The sequence below is a fragment of the Kineococcus haloalkalitolerans genome (assembly GCF_050871905.1).
Lineage (GTDB): Bacteria > Actinomycetota > Actinomycetes > Actinomycetales > Kineococcaceae > Kineococcus.
This window is the reverse complement of record NZ_JBJLSH010000043.1, coordinates 18885-34618: the sequence shown is the minus strand read 5'-3', so window position 1 is coordinate 34618 and position 15734 is coordinate 18885. Positions and strand designations below refer to the sequence as shown.

Sequence of the window (15734 nt, the reverse complement as noted above, 5' to 3'; positions counted from 1 at the left end):
GCCCCGCCCCCCCCCCCCCCCCCCCCCCCCCCGCCCCCCCCCCCCCCCCCCCCCCCCCCCCCCCCCCCCCCCCCCCCCCCCCCCCCCCCCCCCCCCCCCCCCCCCCCCGCGTCACGTCTGGAGCCGCGTGCTCGCCTCCGTCCTGTTCCTGCTCGCCGGTGCCAGCGCGCTGCTGGCCGCCCTGCTGCCCCGGGTCGTCGACCGGCTGCCCGTCAACCTGCCGATGACGTTCCTCGGCGTGGGCGCCCTGCTCGGCCTCGTGCCCGGGCTGCCGCTGGTCAGCCCCCTCGAGCACCCCGTCGCCACCGAGCACGTCACCGAGATCGTCGTGATCATCTCCCTGATGGGCGCCGGCCTGGCCCTGGACCGCCCCGTCGGGTGGCGGCGCTGGGCCAGCACGTGGCGGCTCATCGTCGTCGCGATGCCGCTGACCATCGGCCTCGTCGCCCTCACCGGCAGCGTCCTCGGGGGGCTTCCCGTGGCCGCCGCCGTGCTGCTCGGCGCCGCGATGGCCCCCACCGACCCGGTGCTGGCCACCGACGTGCAGGTGGGCGAGCCCGCCGACGAGGAGGGCGCCGAGGACGAGGTGCGCTTCGCCCTCACCAGCGAGGCCGGGCTCAACGACGGCGCCGCCTTCCCCGTCGTGCACCTCGCCGTCGTGCTCGCCACCGCCGGTGCCACCGCCGGCGCGCTGGGCGGGTGGGTCCTGGAGGACGTCCTGCTGCGCACCGTCGTCGGCCTGGGCGTCGGTCTCGCCGTCGGGCAGCTGCTGGGGCGGCTGTTCTTCCGCCTGCACCTGGGGGGCGGCCGCCTGGCCGACCACGTCGAGGGGTTCACCTCCCTGGCCGTCACCTTCCTCGCCTACGGCGCGGCGGAGCTGCTGCACGGCTACGGCTTCGTCGCCGTGTTCGTCGCCGCCTGCTCCATCCGCGCGGTCGAGCGCAGCCACGACGCCCACCGCGTCGCCCACAGCTTCGTCGAGCAGGTCGAGCGGATGCTCACCGCCTGGCTGCTGCTCCTGCTGGGCGCCGCGCTCACCGACGGACTGCTCGCCACCCTCACGTGGGAGCTGGCGCTCGTCGGCGTCCTCCTCGTCGTCGCCGTGCGGCCCCTCGTCGGGTACCTCAGCCTCGCCGGCACCCCCACCGGACCCCGCGAGCGCTGGGTCGTCGGCATCTACGGCGTGCGCGGCATCGGGTCGCTGTACTACCTGGCGTGGGCGCTGGAGCAGCACGACGGGTTCCCCGCCGAGCAGCTGTGGGCCGCCGTCGGGTTCACGGTGGCGCTGTCCGTGTTCGTGCACGGCGTGACCGCGAAACCGGTCGTCCGGCGCCTGGACGCCCAGCGCTTCCGCGCCGCCCCCACGGACCGGCCGCAGGACGTGGCCGGCACCCACGTCTGAGGGGCGCTCAGCCCGCGGTGCCGACGCTCACGTCCGGCGGGTCGGGCGGCAGCACCACCGGCCCGGCCTCCGGCGGGCGGGGGCGGTCCTCCGGGTGCGCGCGCAGCACCAGCAGCGCCACGTCGTCGTCGTGCTCGCCGGCCACCTCGGCCACCAGCGCGTCGCACAGCTCCTCGACGGTCAGCTCGTGCCGGGCCGCCACGAAGTCCCGCAGCCGGTCCAGCCCCTGCTGCAGCGGGGCGTCGCGGCGCTCGACCAGGCCGTCGGTGTAGAGGACGACGGTCGCGCCGGGTTCCAGCCGCACCTCGTGGTCGGCGCGCGGGCTGTCCGGGGCCAGGCCCAGCAGCAGGTCCGCGGGGGTCGTCAGCAGCCGCGCGGCGCCGTCCGGCTCCACGAGGACCGGCGGCGGGTGGCCCGCGCTGGACCAGCGCAGCGTGCGCACCCCCGCGGCCCTCTCCGCCGCCGTCTGCTCCACCTGCGCGAGCACCGCCGTGGCGATCGCCCCGATGCCCAGCTGCTGCATCGCGCGGTCCAGGCCCGCCAGGACGTCCGCCGGGCCGCCGCCCAGCGCCACCGCCACCCCGCGCAGCAGGTTGCGGACCTGCCCCATCGTCGCGGCGGCGTCGCGGTCGTGACCGGCGACGTCGCCCACGACCAGGCTCGTCGTGCCCGGCGGGGCGATGAAGCAGTCGTACCAGTCGCCGCCGACCCGGGCCTGCTCGGCGGCCGGCAGGTAGCGCACCCCCACCTGCAGGTGGTCCGGCTCGTAGGGAGCCGTCAGCAGGCTGCGCTGCAGCGCCTCCGAGACCTGCCGCTCCTGCTCGGCGGCGCGGATGCGCGCCAGCGTCTGCGCGCACTGCGCGGCGAACGCCGACAGCAGCTCCACGTCCCGGTCGCTGAACTCCTGCTGCTCGCGCCAGCCGACCGTCAGCGAGCCCAGGGTGCGGCCCGCAGCGCTCAGCGGCAGCGCCACCCACGTCGCCAGGCCCGTCGCCTCGACGACCAGCTCGACCTCCGGCGAGAGCGCCGCCTCCGCGCGCGCGTCCGGGACGACGACCGGCCGGCCCGTGGCCGCGGCCACCGACGGCGGCAGCGGCGAGGTCAGCGGCACCGTGCGCCGCTGCCCGCCCCAGCGGCGCAGCGAGCGGGTCAGCGTCAGCTCCAGGCCGTCGCCGGTCACCACGCCCACCGCGCCGCCGTCGGCGCCCAGCACGTCCAGCCCCCGCACGACCGTCTCGGTCAGCTCCGGCAGCGTGGAGGCCGCGGTCAGGTGCACCGCCACCCGGGCCAGGCCCGCCAGGCGGCGGTTCGCCGCCGCCTCCGCCGTCAGCGCGTCGCGCAGCCGCTGGCCCTGCGCGTACAGGTCGCCCTCCAGCTGCTGCACCGCCCGCTCCGCGCAGGGGGAGGACGGCTCCCCGTCCTGAGCCCGCACCCAGCCGGTGACGTCCTCCACGCGGTGCAGCAGGTACGCCACCTCCCCGTCCGGGCCGCGCACGGGCGCGTTGACGGGGCTCCACCAGCGCACCTCGAAGCCCGCCCCGTCGGCGACGGCGATGTCGTAGCGCTGCAGCGGCATGACGTCCGGCTCGCCCGTCTCCAGCACGCGGCGCAGCGAGGCGGCCAGCCGCTCGGAGGCGCGGTGGCCGGGGGCGGCGGGGTCGTCGGGGTTGTCCGGGTACACCTCGAAGAGCGGACGGCCGACGACCAGCTCGCGCGGGTGACCGGTCGCCAGCTCGCGGGCGCGGTTGACGGCCACGATCCGCAGGTCGCGGTCCAGCACGAGGTACGGCGTGGGCAGGTCCTCGAAGACCGCCCCGAAGTCGATGCCCGCCCCGGCACGGGCGCCCGCACCGGGGCCCGCGCCGGTGCTCGTGTCGGTTCCTGCCACGGCGGTGCTGCTCCTGGACGTCCGGACGGCGCACGCCCGGCGTGCTCGGTCCAGGAGATCGTAGGCGGCGCGCCCGTCGCGCGGGGGACGCATGAGGGTCGCCGTCCGCGGGTAGGCCGATCCCGAGCGCCCGCCGCCGGCGGGCCGCACGACCCCGAGGAGGACCACCCGTGACCGGACGCCAGACCCTCATCCGCTCGCTGCACGACGTCGGCCTCGCCGCCTGGTTCGGCGGCTCGCTGTTCGGCGCCGTCGGCCTCAACGGCGCCTCCGCCGCCGCGCGCGACCCGCGCGACCGCACGAAGGTCGCCGCCGCCGGCTGGGCCCGCTGGGCGCCCGTCAACGCCGCCGCCATGACCGTCCACGCCATCGGCGGGATCGGTCTGCTCGTCGGCAACAGCGGCCGCGTCGTCGGGCAGAGCGGCACCCGCGGGAACACCGTGCTGAAGTCCGCGCTGACCGTCGTCGCGATCGGCGTCACCGGCTACTCCGGCCTCAAGGGCGCCCAGCTGGGCAAGGACGCCGACGCCCCCGCCGCCAGCGGTGTCGACCCCGAGCCGCGCACGCCGGACAACGTCGCGGAGTCGATGGCGAAGCTGAAAAAGCTGCAGTGGGCGATCCCCGCCCTGACCGGCGTGCTGCTGGTGATGACCGCCCAGCAGGGCGAGCAGCAGAAGGTCTCGCAGGTCGTCAAGGGCTTCCTGCCCGGCAAGCACTGACACCTCCCCCCGCCCTTCCCCTCCTCTCCCACCGTGATCTCGCAGGGATCCCCAGCAAGATCACGGTGGGAGGAGGGGGAGGTTGGTCCGGGCGGGTGACACGGCGCGCGCAGGTGCAACGCGGCACCGGGCGCGCGCGATGAGCAGGACGTGACGCAGACACGAGCCCTCGCCGCCTGGTGGGCCGGCCTGGACGAGGGCCGGCGCGCCACCGCACTCGACCTCCAGCCCGGTCAGCACCTGCCCGCCGACCTGGCGGACACCCTCGTCCGCCACGGCGTGCGCGTGCCCACGGCCTGCGTCGTCTGGGACGCGGGCGGGGTGCAGCTGCGCCGCACCCTGCACGTGCAGCCCGGCGCCCTCACCGACTTCCTCGCCGGCGTGCGCGCCTGGAGCTGCGCCGCCGCCTGAGGCTCGCCCCGGCGGTGGTCGTGGACGGGGAGCACCCACCCGTCCACGACCACCGCGGGGACGCGGGTCAGGTCAGGGTGTTCTTGACCTTGCGCACCACGTTCTCGACCGACTGCGCCCGCGCGCCGGCCGCGTTCCCCGGCTTGGCCGGTCCCTGGTTGCCGTCGTAGGTGACGAACTGCAGCGGGTCCGGCGCCGGCAGCGTGCCGTCGTCCTCGGTCAGCGGCCGCAGCGGCTCCACCCGGAACGGCTCCCCGTCGATGACGCTCTCGCCCGTCGCCCACAGGCCCTGCCCCGCCGCGCTGTCGTCCTGCGCGGTGTAGAAGACGTGGGCCGCGTCGTCGTCCTCCAGGTCCGCGTTCGAGCGCTCGACGACGCCCTCCACGAAACCGTCCTCGATGAGCATCTGGATGCCGAGCATCCACTGCTGCTGGTGGTAGGTGTCGCGGGCCAGGTTGAAGGCCAGCATGTCCTTGACGCCGCGGTCGTCGGTCATGTTCGCGATGCGGCTGGTCATCAGGCGGCTCTGCCCCTCGGCGGCCGCGTTGGAGCGGAAGTCCGTCAGCAGGTTGCCGCTGGCGACGATGTAGCCGGCGTTCCACGGGTTGCCCAGGCTGTCCGTGGGGCGCGCACCGCCGCCGGAGACGATGGCGTGCTGCGGGTTCTGCCCGCCGATCACGGCCGCCAGCACGGGGTTGGTGGCCACCGCCTTCTCGGTCACCTCGCCGGGCGCGCCCTCCAGCAGGCGGGCCAGCATGACGGTGAGCATCTCGACGTGCGAGATCTCCTCCGTGCCGATGTCCATGATCATGTCCTTGTACTTGCCGGGCACGCGGCAGTTCCAGCCCTGGAACAGGTACTGCATCATCACGGTCATCTCGCCGAACTGCCCGCCCAGGATCTCCTGGAACTTCATGGCGAACAGGGCGTCGGGCTTCTCCGGCTTCGCGGTGAACTGCAGTTCTCGGGTGTAGCGGTACACGCTCGCCTCCAGGTGGGTCAGGACGTCTGGGTGCCCGGGAGCGGCGCGGGCGGCCAGCACTGCCCCGCACGGCGGTCCACCGGGGGCCTGGGCTCGACCACGCCCGACGCTAGGCGCGCCCGGGCCCGCCCGCACCCGGGGACCGACCCGTCCCCGCGCCCGGTCGAGGGTCCGGTTGCGGGGGGTGGTGGCCGGACCTAGCGTCCGCGACAGGTCGAGAACAGGCCGGCACCAGCGCAGCACCGCCCACCACCCCCGCCGGAGCGACCTCCCCGGAGCGACCGATGACCCCGCAGCCCAGCGCGCGGGCACGCCCTCACGACCGGCCCCGCGGCTGGACCTTGTGCGTGCCGTCGCAGAACGGCGCACGGCCCGTCCTGCCGCAGCGGCACAGGGCGATCGTGCGCCGGTCGCGCGGGACGGCCGCCCCGTCGGCGTCGACGACCTCGGCCGGGCCCCGCACCAGCAGCGGCCCGTCCGGGCAGACGGTGATGGTCACCTCCGGGGAGGGCGTCGGCGGGAGCTCCCGGCCGTCGTCGGTGGGGGCGGCGTCGCGGAGCCCGTCGGCTCGGGTGTCGGTCACACGACCGCTGTACCCGCTGCGGCGCCGTTCCACCAGCGCGCCGCCCCGAGGCGACCTGGAGGTCCCGTGACCACGCAGCTCGAGCCCACCACCGCGGTGGCACCCGCCGACGACGGCCGCATGCCGCTGCCCGCCCCGCGCGGCCCGCTCAGCACCGCGCTGCTGGCCCACCTCACCGCGCCGGGGTCGGCCGGGACCCCGCAGGACCTGCTCGGAGCGGCCCGGGCCGCCGCCCGCACGGACGACGTCCTGCGCGACGAGGACGTGCAGCTGTCCCTGCTGGCCCTGTACGAGCTGTCCTACCGCGGCCTGGCCGGGGTCGACGACGCCCTCGAGTGGGACCTGGACCTGCTGCGGGTGCGCCAGGTCCTCGAGGAGCCCTTCGAGCGGGCCGTGCGCGACCTCGTCGACGTCCCGGCCGCCGAGCCCGGTGACGTCGCCGAGACCCTGTTCCGGATGGCCGCCGAGGACGACGGCCCCGGTCTGTCCCGGTACCTGGCCCGGCGCGCGGACCTGGAGCAGTACCGCGAGTTCCTGACCCACCGCTCCGTCTACCACCTCAAGGAGGCCGACCCCCACACGTGGGCGATCCCGCGGCTGGCCGGCCCGGTCAAGGCCGCGCTGGTGGAGGTCCAGTCCGACGAGTACGGCGGCGGCCGCGCCGACCGCATGCACGCCGCCCTGTTCGCCCGCACCATGCGCGCCCTCGGCCTCGACGACACCTACGGCGCCCTCGTCGACCGGGTCCCCGCGATCACCCTGGCCACGACGAACGCCATGTCGATGTTCGGGCTGCACCGGCGCCTGCGCGGGGCCGTCGTCGGCCACCTCGCGGTGTTCGAGATGACGTCCTCGATCCCCAACCGCTTCTACGGCAACGGGTTGCGCCGGCTCGGGTTCGACGCCGACGCCACCTGGTTCTTCGACGAGCACGTCGAGGCGGACGCCGTCCACGAGCAGATCGCCGGGCGCGACCTCGCCGGCGGACTGGTCCGCCGCGAACCCCACCTGACCGGCGACGTCCTGTTCGGCGCCGCCGCCTGCCTGGCCCTCGACGGGCTCGTCGCCGCGCACGTCCTGGAGCGCTGGGAGCAGGGGCGCAGCTCGCTGCGGGACCCCTCGTGACGGCGACGACCGGTGCCCTCCCGCACGGCGGGGCGTTCGCGGGCAGCACCCAGCGCCTGGACGCCGAGTACGTGCTGCCGCTGCGCTGGTCGGGCCGGGCCGAGCACGAGCTGGGCGAACTGGCCGCCTACCTGCGGCTGATCTCCGACCAGCTGCACGTCACCGTGGTGGACGGCTCGGACCCCGACGTGTTCGACCGGCACGCCGCCGCGTTCGGCGACACCGGCGTCCGGCACGTGCGGCCCGAGCCGTGGCCGGGGCGCAACGGCAAGGTCGCCGGCGTGGTCACCGGGGTGCGCCTGGCGCGCTCGGAGTTCGTCGTCGTCGCCGACGACGACGTCCGGTACGGACCCGGCGAGCTGCGCGACGTGCTGGAGGCCCTCGACGACGCCGACGTCGTCGTCCCGCAGAACGCGTACTCCCCGCTGCCCTGGCACGCGCGCTGGGACACCGCCCGCACGCTGGTCAACCGCGCCACCTGGGGCGACTCCCCCGGCACGCTGGGCCTGCGGCGCAGCCTGTTCACCGCGATGGGCGGTTACGACGGCGACGTCCTGTACGAGAACCTGCAGCTCGTCCGGACCGCCGAGGCCGCCGGCGGGCGCGTCGCGGCGGCGCCGTGGCTCTACGTGCGGCGGCTGCCACCGACCGCGGCGCACTTCCGCTCCCAGCGCGTGCGACAGGCCTACGACGACTTCGCGCAGCCGGCGCGGCTGGCCGTCGAGGCGACCTGGCTGCCGCTGCTCGTGCTCGGGGCGCTGCGGCCGAAGCTGTTCGGGCTGGCGGCCGCGTCCCTGCTGGCCGGGTCCGTCGGGGTCGCCGAGGCGGGGCGCCGGCGCGCCCGCGGCGCCCGGCACTTCCCCGCCGACGGCGCGCTGTGGGCACCGCTGTGGGTGCTGGAGCGCTCGGTGTGCGTGTGGCTGGCGATCGGCGCCCGCGCCCGCGGCGGGGTGCGGTACGCCGGGTCCCGGGTGCCGCACGCGGCGCGGCGGCCGCGACCGCGGGTGACCGGCTGGCGGGAGAGCTCGTGAGCGCCCGCGTCGCCGCGAGCGGCAGCTGGACCGCCGAGGACGGCGCGCGCCTGCCCGCCGGGGAGGTCCACGCGTGGGAACCGGGGCAGAACCAGACGCTGTGCGGCGTCCCGCTGCACCGCGCGGGGCTGCGGCGGTTCGCCGGCGTGGCGTTCACCGACGTCGACCCCGCCACCGGCGGCAGCGCCGACGCCGTGCGGGAGGTGTGCCCGCGCTGCCTGGCCGCCACGGGCGCCTCGCGCCGCGGCCGGCACCCCCGCTGGCAGCGCACCGACCCCCGCCCCTGACCCCTGCCCCGCCGTGGTCTCGCCGGGACTGCCTGCGAGACCACGGCGGGGAGGTCGGCGGGGTCAGCCGCGGGGCTGGGTGGGGTTCGTCGGGACGCCGTGCGAGGGCGGGTTCACCGGCGGGGCGTCGGTGTCGCCGACCTTCTCCCCGGACGGCGCGCCCGCCGCCTCCGGCTGCAGGCCCGCCGGGTCCCCGCCCGAGGGCTGCGCCCCCGCGTCCAGCTGCGAAGCGCGCTGGCGCAGCACCGTCAGCACCGGTTCGCGGGCGCCGTGCGCCTCCTCGTAGGCGATGATCTGCGCCAGCTGGGCGGCGTCCAGGGTGCGGGCCCGGTCGGCCAGCGCCGCGGTGGGCAGGTGGTCGTAGTCGGGCACGGCCAGGTGGCTGCGGTCGTCGGTCACGGTTCCTCCGTCGTCCTCGTCGGGTCCCGGGGACCGGGGTCCGCCGGGCAGGCGCGCTCCTCCACCTCCCGCCACCGTAGGAGGACCCGCGGGACCGGGCGAGCCGGCCGGCGCCGCCTCAGGCGCGCAGCCGCACCGCCAGCAGCGCCACGTCGTCCTCGGCGTCCTGCGGCACCAGCCGCTCCAGCACCGCCGAGCACAGCTCCGGCAGCCCGGCGCCGCCCAGCCCGGCGACCGCCGCCCGCAGCCGCCGCAGGCCCTCGTCGACGGACTGCCCGCGCCGCTCCACGAGGCCGTCGGTGAACAGCAGCAGCGTGTCCCCGCCCGCCAGGGTCGTCACCCGGTCGGTGCGCCGCGCGGCGGCGTCGATGCCCAGCAGCAGCTCGTGGACGGGGGCCTCCAGGTACCCGCAGGTGCCGTCGGCGCGCAGCAGCAGCGGCGGCGGGTGCCCCGCCGACGACCAGCGCAGCAGCGTCGCGCCGCCCTCGCCGCGCTCCAGGCGCGCCACCAGGGCCGTCGCGGTGGTGTCCACCGCCAGGCCGCGCATGGCCGCGTCCAGACCGGCCAGCAGCTGCGCCGGCCCGTGGTCGGTGGCGTGCGCGATGCCGCGCAGCAGGCTGCGCAGCTGCCCCATCGCGGCGGCCGCGGACACGTCGTGCCCCATGACGTCGCCGATCACGAGGACCGAGCGGCCGTCGCGCTGGCGGAAGGCGTCGTACCAGTCGCCGCCCACCTGCGCGGCGGCCGCCGCCGGCAGGTAGCGCGCCTCCAGGTCCGCGCCCTCCGGGTCGACGAGGGCGGTCAGCAGGCTGCGCTGCAGCCCCTCGGCGATGTGCTGCTGCTCGGCGTACAGGCGGGCGTTGTCCAGGGCCAGGCCCGCGCGGTCGGCGACCTGCCCGGCCGTCAGGGCGTCCTGCCCGCGCAGCGGCTCGCGCCCGGGCCCGCGGAACAGGGTGACCAGCCCGCTGGTGCGCCCGCGCGCGCGCAGCGGGAGCACCGCCATCGACTCCGGCGCCAGCTGCGCGAAGACCTCGCGCGCGGGCCCGGGGGCCAGCAGCGCGGTGACGGCGGGGGCGGCGTCGCGCTCGACGAGGACGGCCTGCTCGGTGCGCAGCGCCTGGTGGACGAACGAGTTCGGCGACATCCCGCGCAGGCGGTGCGCGGCGTAGTCGCGCACCAGCTCCCGCGCGGCGGGGTCGCGGTGCCAGGAGCCCACGTCGCGCAGGCCCCCGTGCTCGTCGACGAGCGTCACCACGCACCAGTCGGCCAGCACGGGGACGAGGGTCTGGGCCAGGCGGGCGACGGCCTCCCCCGCGTCCAGGGTCGAGCCCAGCTGGTCGCCCACCGACGCCAGCAGCCGCAGCCGCTCGGCGGCCGCGGCGGTGCGCTCGCGCTCGCGCTCGGCCTCGGCGCGCGCGGCCTCGACGGCCTCCACGGCGCGGCGGCGGGCGGTGACGTCGATGAAGTACACCGACAGCCCGTCGGGGGTGGGCCAGGCGCGCACCTCGAACCAGGAGTCCAGCGGCGCCGGGTAGTACGCCTCGAACGCGACGGGCTCACCCGTGCCCACCGCCCGGTGGTACTGCTCGTCGAACGGTGCCCCGACGGCGGCGGGGAACAGCTCCCACACGTCGCCGCCGAGCAGCTCGCCGCGGGTGCGGCCCAGCAGCTCCTCGGCGCGGGCGTTGACGTAGGAGAAGCGCCAGTCGCGGTCCAGGGAGAAGAACGCCGTCGGCATGGACTCCAGCACACGGGCGGTGCGGGCGTCGGAATCGCGCTCGGCGGTGGTGTCGTAGGCGGCGCCCAGCAGCCGCACCGCGCGGCCGGAGGGACCGGCCAGGGTCGTGCCGCGCGCCTGCACCCAGCGGGTCGAGCCGTCCGGGCGCACGACGCGGTACTCGGCCTCGAAGGTGCCGCAGGTGGCGATGCACTCGTCGAGGGCGCGCGAGACGCGGGCGCGGTCGTCGGGGTGCAGGCGGGCGTCGAAGGAGGAGATGTCCTCGGCGAAGGTGTCGCGGTCGTAGCCGAACAGCTCCACCAGGCGGTCGTCCCAGCTGAGCCGGCCGGTCACCAGGTCCCAGTCGAAGCCGCCGATGCCGGCGGCGGTGATGGCCAGCTGCCAGCGCAGCCGGGCAGCCCGCTCCTCGACGTCGGTGGGCTCGTCCCCCTCGCCGGCCGCGTCCAGCGGCCCGTGCTCGTGCCCGTCCACCGGGTCCCCTCTCGCCTCGCGCCCTCCCGGCCAGCCCCGCGGGGTGCGCACGAGGAGGAACCCGTGGTCTGCAGGTCGACCCACGGTAACGGAGGTGGTGCGCACCGGCTCGATCTCCGAGCGGCGCGGGCGACGCGCCCCCGCACGGGTCACCCCGCGGTTGCCCGGGGACACGCAGGTGCCACAGTGGTGGCCCTCTGGCACGTTCGGAACAGACGTCAGCCGTGCAGAAGGTCCGCGGCCTACCTGGAGGTGGGATGGCGCGCGCCCAGTTCGCGGCGGAGCTGTCCGCTGCGCGCGCCGTGCGGCGGTGGCTGCGCGACCAGCTCTCCTCCCCCGCTCTGCCCGCCCCGGTGCAGGAGCGGGTGGAGCTGCTGACCACCGAGCTGGTGACCAACGCGGTGCGCCACGGCTCCGGCCCGGTCGCCGTGGAGTGCGACGTGCGGGCCCGGGCGGGGGGCCGGGCGGTGCGGGTGGCGGTGGCCGACACCTCTGACGCGCGGCCGCAGCTGCGCCACGTGGCGCCCGAGGCGACCGGTGGGCGCGGGGTGGCGCTGGTGGACGCTCTGTCCGCGCGCTGGGGCGTGGAGCGCGCCGGCACCCACGGCAAGGTCGTCTGGTTCGAGCTCGACCTGCCCGGGTGAGTCCTCGGGTGAGAACGCTCACACTCCCCGCCGCCCTCCCCCTCCCGGCGCTGGGCGGGTGTCCGGACCTCGGGCTACTGTCGACGCCGTGGACGGGGTGAACGCCGGGTTGGCGAGCGACGCCGTCGCCGACCCGCTGCCGCGCGTGGTGCAGAGCCAGCCGGGTGCCGTGCTCCTCGTGCGCGTCACCGACGGCGTCGTGCTGACCGCCAACCCGACGGCCGAGCAGTTGGCGCCGGGAGTGCAGCTGCCGTGCGCCGTGGACGACTGGTCGCGCGCGGCGGGCCTGCAGGCCGCGGACGGCTCCGACCTGGACGACCCGTCGTCGGGGATGGCCGCCAGCCCCCTGTCGCGCATCGCCGCCGGTCAGCCGGTCCAGGGCGAGCGGGTGACGGCGCTGCGCGGGTCGGACATGTCCGACAGCCGCGAGGACCTGTGGGTCGTCGGCGTCCCCTTCGACCACGAGGAGACGTTCGAGCCGCTCACCGGCCTGGCGCTCGTCGTGCTGCTGCCGCTGCGCGAGACCGACCAGATCAAGGACGTGCAGGAGTCCGCCGAGCGCCTGCACAGCCGGGCCGTGGTCGCCAGCGACCTGTCCTTCGCCATCTCCGACCCGAACATCGACGACGACCCGCTGGTGTGGGTGAACCCCGCCTTCGAGAAGACCACCGGCTACAAGCGCGGTGACGTCCTCGGGCGCAACTGCCGCTTCCTGCAGGGCCCGGACACCGACCCGGCGGCCGTGCAGCGCATCCGGGAGGCCCTGCGGCGCGGGGAGACCGTCACCGAGCTGCTGCTGAACTACCGCAAGGACGGCACGGCCTTCTGGAACGAGGTCGTCATCTCCCCCGTCCGCGACGCGGACGGTCACGTCACCCACCACGTCGGCGTCCAGTCGGACGTGACGCTGCGCGTGCAGGCGGAGGCCGAGCGCGACGCGGCGCTGGCGGTGGCGCGCGACGCCCGCCGCCGCCTGGAGTTCATGTCCACCGTGACGGACGCGCTGTCCAACGTGCTGGACCCCGACGAGGCGCAAGACCTGCTGCCGGCGCTGGTCGTGCCGGAGTTCGCCGAGTGGGCGTTCGCGACGATGCTCGACAGCACCGGCCGCACCCGCCACATCCGCGCCGCGCACGCCAGCCCCGAGCGCAAGGACGACGCCCAGCGGTTCCAGGACCTGCACGCGCGCGGACTGTCCGAGCAGTCGGTGTCCATGCGGGTGCTGCGCGGCGACGTCGGGCCCACCCTCATCCAGGACGTCGACGAGGTGTGGCTGCGCCGCGGCACCCGCGAGGACGAGACGGCCGACCTGCTGCGCCGCCTGGGCCTGGGCAGCGCGATCGTCGTGCCGCTGCGCGCCCGCGGGGCGATCACCGGGTCGCTGACGCTGCTGTCCGGGCCGGACCGCCCGCCGTTCGGCGAGGAGGACCTGCACACGGCGACCGACCTGGGCGCCCGGGCGGGGGTGGCGCTGGAGAACGCGCGCCTGTACGCCCAGCAGCGGCGGCAGTCCGAGACGCTGCAGCGCAGCCTGCTCAGCCCGCCCACGGGCGCCCCCGGGCTGGACGTGGCGACCCGCTACTGGCCGGCCGCGGAGGCCGCCCAGGTCGGCGGGGACTGGTACGACGCCTTCACCGTGCCCGACGGGTCGACGTTCCTGGTCATCGGCGACGTCATGGGGCACGACGTGTCCGCGGCCGCCGCGATGGGGCAGCTGCGCACGATGGTCCGCTCGGTGGCCTACGACCGCTCGGCCGGGCCGGCGGAGGTGCTGCGCCGCATCGACGTCCTCATCGAGGGCCTGGGCGTGACGACGCTGGCGACCGGCATCGTCCTGCAGGTCGAGCGCAGCGACCCGTCCGTCGGCGGGCGGCGGATCCGCTGGTGCACGGCCGGGCACCTGCCGCCCGTGCTGGCCGAGCCCGACGGCGCGGTGCGGCTGCTGGAGGGCGACGGGATCGTCCTCGGCCTGGGCACCTACCTGGAGGCGCGCACCGAGCACGAGGCGCACCTGCCGGTGGGCTCGACGCTGCTGCTGTACACCGACGGGCTGGTGGAGCGGCGCGACCAGCCGATGGAGGACCGGCTGCACGAGCTGCGCCGGACGGTGGTGGAGCTGGGCCAGACGCCGCTGGAGACCTTCTGCGACGAGGTCGCCGTGCGCCTGCTGCCGACCGGCAGCGACGACGACGTGGCGATCGTGGCGGTGCGGGTCCTGCCCGACTGACGGGCCGGCCGGCGCTCCGGCTCACGGGCCGGTGCGCCCGGCGTGCGGTCAGGCGGCGGTGCGCAGCTCCAGCCACACCGTCTTGCCGTCGCCGTCGTGGCGCTCCACGCCCCAGCGCTCGCTGAGCGCGGCCACCAGCGCCATCCCCCGGCCGGAGACGTCCTCGGGCGCCGCCTCGCGCGGCTCGGGCAGCCGCGGGTCGGAGTCGCGCACGCTCAGGCGCAGCACGTCGTCGCAGCAGGTGACGGTCGCGTGCACGGGCGGGCTGCCGTGCCGCACGGCGTTGACGGCCAGCTCGGTGGCCAGCAGCAGGGCCGTGTCCAGGGACGCAGCGCCGTGCTGGGGGCAGATGCCGCGCCGCAGGACGTCGCGGAAGGCGCGGGCGGCGGACAGGTCGTCGGGCAGGTCCACCCGCTGGTCGGTCCGCGTCACGCACATGCGGCCAGTGTGCTGGGCGCCAGGCGTTCGCGCCCGGCGACACCACCCGGCCGACGGCACCGCCTCCCTCCCGCCCCCGCACCCTCGCACCACCACCTCCTCCCCCACCCCCCATCCCCACCCCCTCCGTGGTCTTGCTGGGATTCCCAGCGAGACCACGGGAGGTGGGGGCCGGCGGCACCCTCCCCCGCCGTGGTCGTGGACGGGTGAGCGCTCCACCGTCCGTGATCACCGCGGGGGGGCGGGGCGGAGTAGCGTCGCGGTGTGCGCGGGCTCGCGGTTGTCGCCGGCGGGGGCGTCGCCGGGCTGGCGCTGGCGCGCGGCCTGGTCGCGGGCGGGTGGGACGTGGAGGTCCACGAGCGCGCCGCCGGCCCGCCCGCCACCGGGTCCACCCTGGGCATGTGGCCGCACGCCGTGGCCGCGCTGCACCGCCTCGGCCTGGACGACCTGCTGAGCGCGCGCGCCGTGCTGGCCGCGCGCGGGGAGCTGCTGCGCACCGACGGGCGGGTCCTGGCCTCCCTCGCCCCCCGCGGGGACGTCCGCTTCGTCGACCGTCCCGACCTGCTCGCCGCCCTCGCCGACGGCCTGCCGGCGGGGGTCGTGCGCTGGTCGTCGCCGCTCGCGGCGGACGCGCTGGACGACGCGCTGGAGCGCGCCGACGTCCTCGTCGGCGCCGACGGCCTGCGCAGCGTCGTGCGCCCGCGCGTGGCGCACGCCCGGCCGCGGCCCCCGCACCAGGTCGCCGTGCGCGGCGCCGCCCGCGGCGGCGTCGACCGGCTCGCCGAGACGTGGGGGCGCGGGCGCATCTTCGGCACGACCGCGCGCGCCGACGGCGACACCAACGTCTACGCCGCCTTCGCCGCGGCGCTGGCGTCCCCCGCTGAGCGCGAGGACCCGCTGGGCCTGCTGCGCCGGCTGTACGCCGGCTGGCACGAGGGCGTGACGGCGACGGTGGAGCGGCTGCGGCCGGAGACCCTGGACGTGCGCGAGCTGCACGACCTGCCCCCGCTGCCGGCGTACGCGCGGGGGCGCGCGGCGCTGGTCGGCGACGCCGCGCACGCGATGGCCCCGAACCTGGGGCGCGGGGCGTGCGAGGCGCTCGTGGACGCCGTCGCCCTGGCCGACCGGCTCCTCGCCGCGCCGGACGTGGCGAGCGCCCTGGCCGCCTACGACGCCGAGCGGCGCGGGCCGACCCGGCGGGTGGTGCGCGCCTCGCGGGCGCTGTCGCGGATCAGCGGCTCGACGCGGGGTGCCCCGGCGCGCGACGCCGCGGCAGCGCTCGCCGGACGGGTGGCCCGCGCGGCGACGGCGGGCGCGCGGGGTCACCGGGACGTACGGTGATCGCCGACGGGCCCTCCCGCCGGGACCCGCGGGACCCGCGGGGCGGCG

At 77.0% G+C, this 15734-nt stretch carries 15 protein-coding genes; 9 read left to right on the top strand and 6 right to left on the bottom strand.

Going from position 1 to position 15734, the window contains the following annotated elements; genetic code table 11:
- Positions 1 to 127: 127 nt before the first annotated feature.
- A complete protein-coding gene (locus ACRYMY_RS15860; protein WP_432548195.1) occupies positions 128 to 1402 on the top strand; it encodes a cation:proton antiporter in 1275 nt (424 codons plus the stop codon).
- Positions 1403 to 1409: 7 nt separating this feature from the next.
- Here ACRYMY_RS15860 and ACRYMY_RS15855 read toward each other — a convergent pair whose 3' ends face one another.
- Entirely contained in the window at positions 1410 to 3290 is a 1881-nt protein-coding gene (locus ACRYMY_RS15855; protein ID WP_432548194.1) for a SpoIIE family protein phosphatase, read from the bottom strand.
- Between the two features lie 170 nt (positions 3291 to 3460).
- Here ACRYMY_RS15855 and ACRYMY_RS15850 point away from each other — a divergent pair, with 170 nt between their 5' ends.
- Together ACRYMY_RS15850 and ACRYMY_RS15845 are read left to right on the top strand one after the other, a co-directional pair.
- Entirely contained in the window at positions 3461 to 4009 is a 549-nt protein-coding gene (locus tag ACRYMY_RS15850; protein ID WP_432548193.1) for a hypothetical protein, read from the top strand.
- Between the two features lie 150 nt (positions 4010 to 4159).
- The gene (locus ACRYMY_RS15845; RefSeq protein ID WP_432548192.1) at positions 4160 to 4420 is read left to right on the top strand and encodes a hypothetical protein; all 261 of its coding nucleotides are present in this window, start codon (positions 4160 to 4162) and stop codon (positions 4418 to 4420) included.
- 67 nt (positions 4421 to 4487) lie between these two features.
- Here ACRYMY_RS15845 and ACRYMY_RS15840 read toward each other — a convergent pair whose 3' ends face one another.
- A complete protein-coding gene (locus ACRYMY_RS15840; protein WP_432548191.1) occupies positions 4488 to 5402 on the bottom strand; it encodes a manganese catalase in 915 nt (304 codons plus the stop codon).
- 316 nt (positions 5403 to 5718) lie between these two features.
- On the bottom strand, positions 5719 to 5985 hold the full coding sequence (locus ACRYMY_RS15835) for a CDGSH iron-sulfur domain-containing protein (protein WP_432548190.1): 267 nt from the start codon (positions 5983 to 5985) through the stop codon (positions 5719 to 5721).
- A 120-nt stretch (positions 5986 to 6105) separates the two neighbouring features.
- Here ACRYMY_RS15835 and ACRYMY_RS15830 point away from each other — a divergent pair, with 120 nt between their 5' ends.
- Genes ACRYMY_RS15830 through ACRYMY_RS15820 form a run of 3 tightly spaced genes read left to right on the top strand, consistent with a single transcriptional unit; the run spans position 6106 to position 8428 of the window.
- Entirely contained in the window at positions 6106 to 7110 is a 1005-nt protein-coding gene (locus tag ACRYMY_RS15830; protein ID WP_432548196.1) for an iron-containing redox enzyme family protein, read from the top strand.
- Positions 7107 to 8141, top strand: a complete 1035-nt coding sequence (locus ACRYMY_RS15825) for a glycosyltransferase family 2 protein (RefSeq protein ID WP_432548189.1) — start codon at positions 7107 to 7109, stop codon at positions 8139 to 8141. The genes ACRYMY_RS15830 and ACRYMY_RS15825 overlap by 4 nt, the downstream gene beginning before the upstream one ends.
- Positions 8138 to 8428, top strand: coding sequence for a hypothetical protein (locus ACRYMY_RS15820; protein ID WP_432548188.1), 291 nt, complete (start codon positions 8138 to 8140; stop codon positions 8426 to 8428). Before ACRYMY_RS15825 ends, ACRYMY_RS15820 begins: the two co-directional genes overlap by 4 nt.
- Before the next feature lie 63 nt (positions 8429 to 8491).
- Here the strand turns inward: ACRYMY_RS15820 and ACRYMY_RS15815 are convergent, their stop codons facing one another.
- Both ACRYMY_RS15815 and ACRYMY_RS15810 read right to left on the bottom strand, forming a co-directional pair.
- Positions 8492 to 8827: a hypothetical protein gene (locus ACRYMY_RS15815; RefSeq protein WP_432548187.1), complete on the bottom strand. Its 336-nt coding sequence runs from the start codon at positions 8825 to 8827 to the stop codon at positions 8492 to 8494.
- Between the two features lie 118 nt (positions 8828 to 8945).
- A complete protein-coding gene (locus ACRYMY_RS15810) occupies positions 8946 to 11036 on the bottom strand; it encodes a SpoIIE family protein phosphatase (protein WP_432548186.1) in 2091 nt (696 codons plus the stop codon).
- 257 nt (positions 11037 to 11293) lie between these two features.
- Here ACRYMY_RS15810 and ACRYMY_RS15805 point away from each other — a divergent pair, with 257 nt between their 5' ends.
- On the top strand, positions 11294 to 11680 hold the full coding sequence (locus tag ACRYMY_RS15805) for an ATP-binding protein (protein ID WP_432548185.1): 387 nt from the start codon (positions 11294 to 11296) through the stop codon (positions 11678 to 11680).
- An 88-nt stretch (positions 11681 to 11768) separates the two neighbouring features.
- The gene (locus ACRYMY_RS15800; RefSeq protein WP_432548184.1) at positions 11769 to 13907 is read left to right on the top strand and encodes a PP2C family protein-serine/threonine phosphatase; all 2139 of its coding nucleotides are present in this window, start codon (positions 11769 to 11771) and stop codon (positions 13905 to 13907) included.
- Between the two features lie 48 nt (positions 13908 to 13955).
- On the opposite strand, the gene ACRYMY_RS15795 is transcribed toward ACRYMY_RS15800, so the two are convergent.
- A complete protein-coding gene (locus tag ACRYMY_RS15795; protein WP_432548183.1) occupies positions 13956 to 14345 on the bottom strand; it encodes an ATP-binding protein in 390 nt (129 codons plus the stop codon).
- A gap of 264 nt (positions 14346 to 14609) precedes the next feature.
- Between ACRYMY_RS15795 and ACRYMY_RS15790 the strand changes: the two genes are divergently transcribed.
- Positions 14610 to 15686 (top strand): FAD-dependent monooxygenase, encoded by a 1077-nt coding sequence (locus ACRYMY_RS15790; RefSeq protein ID WP_432548182.1) that lies wholly within the window; start codon positions 14610 to 14612, stop codon positions 15684 to 15686.
- Positions 15687 to 15734 lie beyond the last annotated feature (48 nt).